Annotated in this window: 12 protein-coding genes and 1 pseudogene; 6 read left to right on the forward strand and 7 right to left on the reverse strand. The window is 37.3% G+C overall.

Annotation, left to right across the window (positions count from 1 at the left end; translation table 11 throughout):
- Together ACFSKL_RS22115 and ACFSKL_RS22120 are read right to left on the reverse strand one after the other, a co-directional pair.
- The coding region (locus ACFSKL_RS22115) for an SDR family NAD(P)-dependent oxidoreductase (protein WP_376889437.1) at nt 1-354 on the reverse strand (354 nt) is incomplete at its 3' end.
- A gap of 152 nt (nt 355-506) precedes the next feature.
- A complete protein-coding gene (locus ACFSKL_RS22120) occupies nt 507-929 on the reverse strand; it encodes a DoxX family protein (protein ID WP_376889439.1) in 423 nt (140 codons plus the stop codon).
- A gap of 124 nt (nt 930-1,053) precedes the next feature.
- Between ACFSKL_RS22120 and ACFSKL_RS22125 the strand changes: the two genes are divergently transcribed.
- The 4 genes from ACFSKL_RS22125 to ACFSKL_RS22140 all read left to right on the forward strand — a co-directional run bounded on the left by ACFSKL_RS22125 (nt 1,054) and on the right by ACFSKL_RS22140 (nt 3,075).
- On the forward strand, nt 1,054-1,362 hold the full coding sequence (locus ACFSKL_RS22125) for a winged helix-turn-helix transcriptional regulator (protein WP_376889441.1): 309 nt from the start codon (nt 1,054-1,056) through the stop codon (nt 1,360-1,362).
- Between the two features lie 159 nt (nt 1,363-1,521).
- A complete protein-coding gene (locus tag ACFSKL_RS22130; RefSeq protein ID WP_376889443.1) occupies nt 1,522-1,716 on the forward strand; it encodes a hypothetical protein in 195 nt (64 codons plus the stop codon).
- 116 nt (nt 1,717-1,832) lie between these two features.
- Entirely contained in the window at nt 1,833-2,357 is a 525-nt protein-coding gene (locus ACFSKL_RS22135) for a Crp/Fnr family transcriptional regulator (protein WP_376889445.1), read from the forward strand.
- A 127-nt stretch (nt 2,358-2,484) separates the two neighbouring features.
- A complete protein-coding gene (locus tag ACFSKL_RS22140) occupies nt 2,485-3,075 on the forward strand; it encodes an NAD(P)H-dependent oxidoreductase (protein WP_376889447.1) in 591 nt (196 codons plus the stop codon).
- Between the two features lie 472 nt (nt 3,076-3,547).
- Here the strand turns inward: ACFSKL_RS22140 and ACFSKL_RS22145 are convergent, their stop codons facing one another.
- The 4 genes from ACFSKL_RS22145 to ACFSKL_RS22160 all read right to left on the reverse strand — a co-directional run bounded on the left by ACFSKL_RS22145 (nt 3,548) and on the right by ACFSKL_RS22160 (nt 7,797).
- A complete protein-coding gene (locus ACFSKL_RS22145; protein ID WP_376889448.1) occupies nt 3,548-5,590 on the reverse strand; it encodes a heavy metal translocating P-type ATPase in 2,043 nt (680 codons plus the stop codon).
- A 94-nt stretch (nt 5,591-5,684) separates the two neighbouring features.
- Nucleotides 5,685-6,074, reverse strand: a complete 390-nt coding sequence (locus tag ACFSKL_RS22150; protein WP_376889449.1) for a Fur family transcriptional regulator — start codon at nt 6,072-6,074, stop codon at nt 5,685-5,687.
- Nucleotides 6,075-6,131: 57 nt separating this feature from the next.
- A complete protein-coding gene (locus tag ACFSKL_RS22155; protein ID WP_376889451.1) occupies nt 6,132-6,842 on the reverse strand; it encodes an FAD-binding oxidoreductase in 711 nt (236 codons plus the stop codon).
- Nucleotides 6,843-6,921: 79 nt separating this feature from the next.
- A complete protein-coding gene (locus ACFSKL_RS22160; RefSeq protein ID WP_376889453.1) occupies nt 6,922-7,797 on the reverse strand; it encodes a helix-turn-helix domain-containing protein in 876 nt (291 codons plus the stop codon).
- Nucleotides 7,798-7,943: 146 nt separating this feature from the next.
- On the opposite strand from ACFSKL_RS22160, the pseudogene ACFSKL_RS22165 reads away from it, so the two are divergent.
- Nucleotides 7,944-8,027: pseudogene (locus tag ACFSKL_RS22165) on the forward strand (AraC family transcriptional regulator); the annotation flags it as partial.
- Here ACFSKL_RS22165 and ACFSKL_RS22170 read toward each other — a convergent pair.
- Nucleotides 8,026-8,343 (reverse strand): winged helix-turn-helix transcriptional regulator, encoded by a 318-nt coding sequence (locus ACFSKL_RS22170; protein WP_376889455.1) that lies wholly within the window; start codon nt 8,341-8,343, stop codon nt 8,026-8,028. The pseudogene ACFSKL_RS22165 and the gene ACFSKL_RS22170 sit on opposite strands and share 2 nt — an antisense overlap.
- Before the next feature lie 141 nt (nt 8,344-8,484).
- Here ACFSKL_RS22170 and ACFSKL_RS22175 point away from each other — a divergent pair.
- A partial coding sequence (locus ACFSKL_RS22175) for a DoxX family membrane protein (protein ID WP_376889502.1) occupies nt 8,485-8,708 on the forward strand: 224 nt, incomplete at its 3' end.

Genomic DNA, 8,708 nt, shown 5'->3' on the forward strand with positions numbered 1-8,708 from the left:
GGTGAGTGCAACCAAAGACGATATGTTAAGTTGCAGCATATCCAACTCTGACTGCAAGGACAATTCTGCAAATTCACCACCGGAACCAATTCCAGCATTGTTAACGAGTGTTTCGATTTGTAAATGGCGTTTTTGCGTTTCGTCAAAAACCTGTTGTGCTGCACCTGTTGTAGATAAATCAGCCGAAATATATTCCACCGAAATTTGATGGTGCTTGGTTAGCCGTTCAGCCAATTCCTTTAGTTTGGCTTCGTTTCGTGCTACCAACACCAGGTTTTGTTTTCTTGATGCCAGTTTCAGCGCTATGGCTTCTCCAATCCCACCCGATGCACCGGTTATTAATGTGAATTTCATTTTTTGTTCTTTTAATTTGATGGTACAAAGTTGGGACAGTCCATCAAATTAAAAGTATCCAAAAGTCGGTTGTTTGTGTTCAAATGACGGGTTGTATGGGACCGGATGAAAACATTTTTTTAAACAAATTTGTCATAATCGATTATCGCCTGCTATTCGTTTTTAGATGATATCGGTACTTTTCCTTGTCTTCCCCAAGCAACAAGTACGGCAAGAAGGGCCATAATAATATTAAAGCCAATGTCGCTTGCTTCGCCCCTTGAAACATGAAAAATGCTTGCTGCGATCATTAGGGTAAGAATTCCATAAGCTGCATAAATGGTCAGTTTAGGTTGGATACGGAGCAATGCCGGAAATACTATCCCAACTCCCGCCAGTAAATCAACCAAACCAGTGGCTAATACTAAACCGAGGTTGTCTTTTATCCAAGGGAATGGTAACTCTTCGGGTTGGAATATTTTCATAAAACCTGCCCAGAGAAAGGTCAGTGCTAAAAGCCCTTGGGCTATCCAAAGGATAATGTTAAGTGTCTTTGATGTTTTCAATATTGCTGTCATAGCTATTTTTTTTATCATGGGACAAATTTAGCTACCTTTACTATCCAAATGATATTACTTCCTATTTGGAAAGCACTATCCAAATGGAAAGTAATTTGAAAATCAATAGAATATGTTGTCAAAAGGTGGTTGCCCTAAAACAATGCTGTCAATCCAAGACGCACTGGAAGCGGTTGAAGGAAGATGGAAATTGCTTATTTTGTTTTCTTTGTCTGAAAAGCCCAAGCGTTTCAAGCAGATTTCAAGGGAAGTCAACGGGATTACTGACAAAACACTGTCCAAAGAACTGAAAAGCCTGGAAGCAAACCAACTTATCCGCAGGGATGTACATAGCACTTTTCCCCCAACGGTCGAATACACGATCACGCCACATGGTCAATCACTTGAAAAAGTCTTGGACGAACTTCATTTTTGGGGATTGCTGCACCGTAAAAAGATTATAGGGAAATAATTTGAAAAAAGCCCGGCAATCTCTTTTGCCAGACTTTAAAAGGTCATGTTGTTTGGTCTTACAGTTAACATACAAATCAGAATCATCAACTTTGGAAATAAATTATGTAATATGAAAGAAACCGTTAATTTAGATGGTACTAGTTTATAAGATAACGAGATGACCGCATACACCACTGCAGATTTAGAAGAAGCAAAAACGGCTATCCATTCTCTTCTTTATAAATGTGAAAAAGCTTTGCAGAAAATCGAAAAGGGTTCATCCCAACATACGTTGTTGACAAGAAGGGTAAAAGCATTGCTTATCTCAGAAGAATTGATTAGAAAAGAAATGTTACAAATGAAAATGAAATAAGCCCCAAATTGTTATGCTTACAATACTGAACTTGCCAATTGTGAATCGCTTCGAAATTCCGATATATACTTACACTTGATCTTTAAATTGACCATCTAACATACAATAGATACATAATGAAATCGAATGTATTTGACATACTCAAACAGCAATTTAATCGGTTGGAAGTCCCCGCCAAAACAACCCTTTTAAAGGAAGGGGAAATTTCAAAAACCATGTTCTTAATTGAAAAAGGCTGTTTACGGACATGGGTCAATAATAATGGCGCAGAGATCACCACACAATTTTTCTTTGAGGGCGATCGCGTTTCTTCAATAGAGAGTTTCAGGACAAAGCAGCCGAGCCTTTATAGTATCGAAAGTTTGGAACCTACTATCTTACAAACTCTTTCGCAAGCAGATTTTCAAATGATGATTGAAAGTTCACCTGAATTGAAAAAGGAAATGGAAGAGCATCTGTACAAACGACTTTTCCAATCACAACAATTTTTGTACTCATTTCTAAAAAACAACCCTCAAAAACGCTACGAAGAACTTCTGAAACAACATCCACATATCGTTCAGCGAGTTCCACAGCATTACATTGCTTCGTATTTAGGAATAACCCCTGTTTCATTAAGTCGCATAAGAAACAGACGCTAAGTCATTTACTCACGGATTTGTTGATTAATTTTTGTGTTTATAAATCGCCATGTGATTTCTTAACAATTGTTATCGTTCTATTACTCTTCATCTACTCAAATTTGCACTGTTAGTAAACAGTCAAAAAATGAGAGTACAGATAGTATATAGTCACCCCTACGAAAAAAGTTATTGTAATGCCATTCTTGAAGCGGTTACAGAGGGATTATTGAAAGGAAGGCATGAAGTTGATCTTATCCACTTGGACAATGACAAGTTCAACCCTGTCATGTCAACAGAGGATTTGAAGGCATTTGTTGAACATAAGACGATTGACCCGCAAGTAATCGACTATAACAATCGTCTTAAACAAGCAGATCATCTTATCTTTATTTTTCCCATTTGGTGGGACTTAATGCCAGCAAATGTCAAAGGATTCATTGACAGGGCTTTATTGCCAGGAGAGGTTTACGAACATCATCCAAGGGGTTTCGGGTTAGTACCTCTTTTGAAAAAGCTAAAAGGTGTTACTGTAATCACCACAATGAACAAACCTTGGTGGCTCTATTCTTTCTTGATAGGTAATTTAATCAGAAAGGCAATGCTCAACAGTGTATTCAAAACAATGGGATATAAAAACCTTAAATGGATAAGTTTTACTTCTGTAAAATCGGTAAGTCATGAAAAACGTTTAAAGTGGCTTATTAATCTCGAGAACAAATTTTCAAAGATGTCTTGAATAAACAAGGCATCATAAACACAATTACCCTCGTATAATCTCTATCAAAGCCACCAAGTAATGATCTATATATTCAAGACCTCAGTTGATAGCCCGAAACTGGTAAATGATCTATCATCATTCTTAAACTTCACAATTGGGAAAGGGTATTGGAATTTTGACCTTGATGATTGTGATAAAATTCTTCGTTTAATATGTGACAACCAAGATAAAGTAGAACAGGTTAAGCTTCATTTTAAAAGCAAGAAATTAGAAATATGTGAATTGGAATAAGGGCCGCAGCCACATGTGTTTTGCTCAATGACGAGTCCCCCAAAAGCCTGCTCAAATAGACAGACATATTTGTCAATGAAATCGTCTGTTGGATGGCAGAACGAGCCAATTCGATCAACAAACGCCCTCAATACAGAAATATAATGACCTGAAAAAAGTCTACCATTTGACATAATCGTCATTTTGACTGAATCAAAACTCAATTTGTCTTCATTCGTTGTATTCGTACAGCATTCAGGATAGCCAGTAATGCCACTCCTACATCAGCAAACACAGCTTCCCACATTGTGGCTAATCCACCGGCACCAAGTATCAATACAATAGCTTTTACAACAAATGCCATTGAAATATTTTGCCAAACTATTCTTTTGGTTTGTTTACCGATATTGATTGCCATAGGGATTTTACTGGGCTTATCGTCTTGTATTACCACGTCTGCCGTTTCAATGGTGGCATCGCTTCCCAAACCACCCATTGCAATGCCCACATCACTTAAAGCTACTACAGGTGCATCGTTTACACCGTCCCCGACAAAGGCAACGGTTTCATTTTTTGCTTTCAGCGCTTTTACTTTATTGACTTTGTCTTCGGGCAATAAATCCCCAAACGCATTATTGATTCCCAATTTTTCTGCAACAAATTTCACTACGGTTGATTTGTCGCCACTCAACATGGTGGTTTTTACATGGAGTGATTTTAGTTTATCAATTGTAAATTGGGCATCTTCTTTTATGCTGTCAGCAATCGTGATGTACCCCACAAACTTTTTATCGTAAGCCACAGCAATTACTGTATAAACTATGCTATTCGGGTCAATGTTGTAAGCAATAGAAAACTTGTTCATCAACTTAAAATTTCCAACCAACAATTCTTTTCCGCCTGTCTGTTCAGCAAATAGGTTTATATCGGCTTTGAGTCCTTGTCCTGCAATTTCTTCTATATTTTGCAATCGGATATTGTAGTCTACTGTACCAACATATTCCTGAATGGCAGTGGCTACGGGGTGTGTGCTGTGACTTTCCAAGGCGTTTACCATTTGCAGTATTTCCGACTGATCAAATGCTTTATCGAAAACAACTTCCTGTACCTTAAAAACTCCTTCGGTCATTGTACCTGTTTTATCCATTACCACGTTTTGGATGTTGGCGAGTGCATCTAAAAAATTGCTGCCTTTAAATAGAATCCCGTTTTTGCTTGCTGCACCAATGCCACCAAAATAGCCCAATGGAATACTGATGACCAATGCACAAGGGCACGATATAACCAAGAAAACCAAAGCTCTGTACAGCCAATCAGAAAACTGATAATCGGCTACAAAAAAGTAGGGTAATACGCACATGGCAACGGCTAACAACACTACGATAGGTGTGTAGATTTTTGCAAACTTCCTGATGAATAACTCTGTCGGTGCTTTTTGAGAAGTGGCATTTTGTACCAATTCCAAAATTTTAGAAAGTTTACTGTCTGTATAGGCTGTGGTTATTTTTACTTGTGAAACAGTGTTCAGGTTTATCATGCCTGCTAAAACCGTTTCGCCTTTGGCTTTGGTATCGGGCATACTTTCTCCCGTCAAAGCTGCGGTGTTGAATGATGCCGTTTCTGATAAAAGCTCTCCATCTAAACCCAATTTTTCCCCAGGTCTCAGTTGGATAATTTCGCCAATGTGTACGCTTTCTGCTTTTACGGTTTGCGTCCGATTGTTTCTTAAAATAGTTACTTCATCGGGGCGTTGGTCAAGCAAAGTTTTGATGTTTGATTTGGCTCTTTTTACTGCCAATGACTGAAACACTTCGCCAACGGCATAAAACAACATTACGGCAACCCCTTCAGGATATTCGCCAATGGCAAACGCTCCGATGGTGGCAATGCCCATTAAAAAGAACTCTGAGAAAACATCTCTTTTGGCAATGCTTTTCACCGCATCTATCAATACTGGCAAGCCAACAGGAATGTAAGCCACCACATACCAAATAATCCTTACCCAACCTGTAAACCATTGCTGTGGAAACCAATTATCCAATGCAATGGCTATAAATAGCAATACCAATGAAACAATACTTGGTAAGAACGTTTTAATCAAACTACTTTTGCTATGGCTATAGTCCTGTCCGTGTCCGTCATCATCGTTGTGTTCGTGCTGATGCTTGGTTAAATCTTCTGACCCTGCTTTAGTATAGATTTTATCTTCCAATGTGCAGCAAAGTTGTTTGCCTTGTGTATCGTAATTATGTTTATGTTCCATTTTTTTTAGAAATTAAATCGATAGAACAAAAGTATAATGAAGTGCGGTGCAATGATATTGCATTGTTTAACCATTGCATTTATCACAAATTCCTTTAGCAAAAAAAACGGAGCTGTTGCAAGCTAAAGTTTGAAGGAACTTGAATTTCGGACAAGTCAACTTGTTCAAGGCAAACCGTTTCCATACACTGTGTACAATAAAAATGAAGATGATTGTCTTGATGAAAGTTCTCCGTACAAGCGTCTTGACACAAGGAATATTTGGTTGTGTTGTTTTCCTGAATACTGTGTATTAACCCTTTCTTTTCAAATGTTTTTAATGTTCTGTATAGTGTAATCCTGTCAGAGTGAAAAAAATAATTCTCAATATCGGAAAGTGAAACTGCTGCAGATTGTTCCAACAAAAAGTCAAGAGTAAGTATCCGCATAGCTGTAGGGCTGATTTTTTTACTTGCTAATATCTGTTCACATTTCTTTTTTTCCATTGTCTGTTAATGTGTAGTCTCTTCTTAAACATAAATCAAAGTAGAAAATTCAAGTCGTTACAACCCTTTTTTGCCTTCAAGCCAATAACCTTGGGTTATGATTTTTCCCGACATATTATTTTTTAGCACCTTTCTGAAGGTCTGAACGGATTTTACATTTCCTATCAGTACAAAACCCGCTGTTTTCCATTCAGATGTTTTGAATAGTGGCAAGTTATTTATCCATTTTTCGTTTCTGAATGAACCGTTTTTCGGGAAGACAGTAAAGTTTTCCAATCCCAAAAGTTCGGTAACATTTTTGTTTTCTCCGTCTAATTCAAAATAGAATTGAAATTGATGATTATTTTTTTTCAAATAAGGCAGAAACGAACTCGCCACTCCCAAACAAGTTTCATCGCCAAAGATAAATTGCTGTTTTACATTTGGGTCGTATATCTTTTTTCCTCTTGGCGGACTTATATAAATTTCATCGCCTGTTTTTATGGTATCTATATATTGGCTTCCAACTCCGTTACCGTGAATATGAAAAATGATATCAATTATTCCCTTTTCCTTGTTGTAATAAGCAGCAGAATAATTTCGGTATTCAGTTTCGCTGACACGAATTACATTGGCGTAGCCAATCTCAAAATTCATTTTTGATAGATCTCCCTGAAAACGTATTTTCTTAATCTGTGGGCTGATATAGGAAATTTCTAAAGCCTTCGCGTTAGGGCGAAGTGCACTTTCGAACAAATCGCCAACCCATTTTGGTATGCTTGAAATCATTATTCTCTACATTAAATTTTAATGCAAAGGAACAATGAATGGGGATCCTAAACAATGCAAGAAAAGGGTAAGTATTGGACTAATCGTGGTTTTTGTTTCGGAAAGACAGGGCGGACATTCCCGAAACTTTGGTGAACAGCCTTGAGAAATATGGATAGTCGTCATAGCCCAATTCCGTTGCAATTTCTTTTACCGAAATATCCGAATGATAAAGCAAGCGTTTGGCTTCCAAAATAACCCGTTGCTGTATGTGATGCGAAACAGGATATCCAGTGGTATTTTTCACACATTCGTTTAAGTAAGGTGAGGAAATGTTCAATTGCCGGGCGTATTCTACCGGGCGTTTGGCAGTGACAAAATTCCGCTCCAATAATTTCTTAAAGGCTTTGGTTACAATTTCATGCCGTGAAAGTTTGTCAATTGGTTTTGATTGGACTAAATACTGTGAGAGAACAAGCCCGATTAAGGTATTGCAACTTCCGTTTAGTAGAGAGTTATATAGTTTTTCATTTTTGCGCTCAGCTAATTTTAAGCAAAACGATATCGCATCGGAGATAATCGAATACGTTTCCTGCTTTAATATCAAAGGTTTTGCAGGAGCTATTTCCTCCAATAATTTCAGGTATTCTGGATTTAGATTTTCATTACTGATTGCCCAAATACTTGCAGTTGCATTCTTGAATGACAAGGTTCTATGCACTTGATTTTGATAAATAAAAATAACTGATGAAGGTTTGAGGGTATATTCCTGAAAGTCAATTTCAATAGTTGTTGTTCCTTTTTCTTGTAAGAAGAATAAGTGATACTCGTCCCTGTGCGATTGTTTAATATCGTCAAATCCTTCAAATTGCTCGTATATATGAAAATCTTCGCTGGTCATCTTCTCCACAAAAATACCCCTGCCGAAGTCGGCTGTCATGGGGTTTACGGGAATAGGTTTTGACTTTTTTGGCATTGTTTATTCTTTCGTTCCAAATTTAAAAACAATATGATCTTATCAAATGATGGTTGTCCCAAAACAATGCTGTCAATCCAAGAAACTGTTGAAAGAAGATGGAAATTACTTGTTTTGTTTCCATTTTCTGAAAAGCCTGGAATCAAACCAAGTTATCCGTAAGTGAAATTGCATATGAATTGAGCTTTGAACATCTACAATCATTCATTAAACTGTTTACTGATACAACTATTTGCCCAAAATCCTCTTCCGGTGATTCACTCCCCAATCATGCAATTCGGCTATTACACTTTTTAGGGTCTCAGAATATGCTGTTGACTTATATTCAGTCCTTACCGGAAAACCGTTGATGACTGTGCGTGTAATCAATTGATTTGCTTCCATATCTTTCAATTCACTGGAAAGTACTTTGGTACTTAGCTTGGGAATACTTCTCTCGATTTCCCTAAAGTGTTTGTTGCCTTCCCATATTGAAATCAGGATTAAGATTTTCCATTTTCCACCGATAATATCCAATGTATCCCTCACAGGTAATAATTTGGACATACACTCGTGATGTTCCATTTTTTTCATCGTGTATTTGTCAAGTGATTACCCAAAGGTAACTGATTACCTTTGGGTATCTGATTATATTTGGTAATCAAAGTTAGGTAAATTTGCATCACTGAAAAACAAAACCAAAAAAAAATGAAAAACAAGATTCTTACCGTTTTATGTGTGCTGTTTGGCTTGATGATGCTTAACGCAGGTTTAAATAAATTCTTCAACTATATGCCTATGCCTGAAATGTCCGAAGAAATGATGCATGTAATGGGTGCTTTAGTAGCCATAAAGTGGATTTTTCCATTGGTGGCAATTATAGAAATTATTGGGGGAATACTAATTGCCATACCCAAAACAAGAGCTTTGGG

This window comes from Belliella marina (assembly GCF_042682445.1).
GTDB classification, from domain to species: domain Bacteria; phylum Bacteroidota; class Bacteroidia; order Cytophagales; family Cyclobacteriaceae; genus Belliella; species Belliella marina.

What these genes read in the sequence shown, in the direction of transcription:
- ACFSKL_RS22120 (WP_376889439.1), bottom strand. Translation starts at nt 929, where the DNA reads ATGATAAAAAAAATAGCTATGACAGCAATATTGAAAACATCAAAGACA.
- ACFSKL_RS22125 (WP_376889441.1), top strand. Translation starts at nt 1,054, where the DNA reads ATGCTGTCAATCCAAGACGCACTGGAAGCGGTTGAAGGAAGATGGAAA.
- ACFSKL_RS22130 (WP_376889443.1), top strand. Translation starts at nt 1,522, where the DNA reads ATGACCGCATACACCACTGCAGATTTAGAAGAAGCAAAAACGGCTATC.
- ACFSKL_RS22135 (WP_376889445.1), top strand. Translation starts at nt 1,833, where the DNA reads ATGAAATCGAATGTATTTGACATACTCAAACAGCAATTTAATCGGTTG.
- ACFSKL_RS22140 (WP_376889447.1), top strand. Translation starts at nt 2,485, where the DNA reads ATGAGAGTACAGATAGTATATAGTCACCCCTACGAAAAAAGTTATTGT.
- ACFSKL_RS22145 (WP_376889448.1), bottom strand. Translation starts at nt 5,590, where the DNA reads ATGGAACATAAACATAATTACGATACACAAGGCAAACAACTTTGCTGC.
- ACFSKL_RS22150 (WP_376889449.1), bottom strand. Translation starts at nt 6,074, where the DNA reads ATGGAAAAAAAGAAATGTGAACAGATATTAGCAAGTAAAAAAATCAGC.
- ACFSKL_RS22155 (WP_376889451.1), bottom strand. Translation starts at nt 6,842, where the DNA reads ATGATTTCAAGCATACCAAAATGGGTTGGCGATTTGTTCGAAAGTGCA.
- ACFSKL_RS22160 (WP_376889453.1), bottom strand. Translation starts at nt 7,797, where the DNA reads ATGCCAAAAAAGTCAAAACCTATTCCCGTAAACCCCATGACAGCCGAC.
- ACFSKL_RS22170 (WP_376889455.1), bottom strand. Translation starts at nt 8,343, where the DNA reads ATGTCCAAATTATTACCTGTGAGGGATACATTGGATATTATCGGTGGA.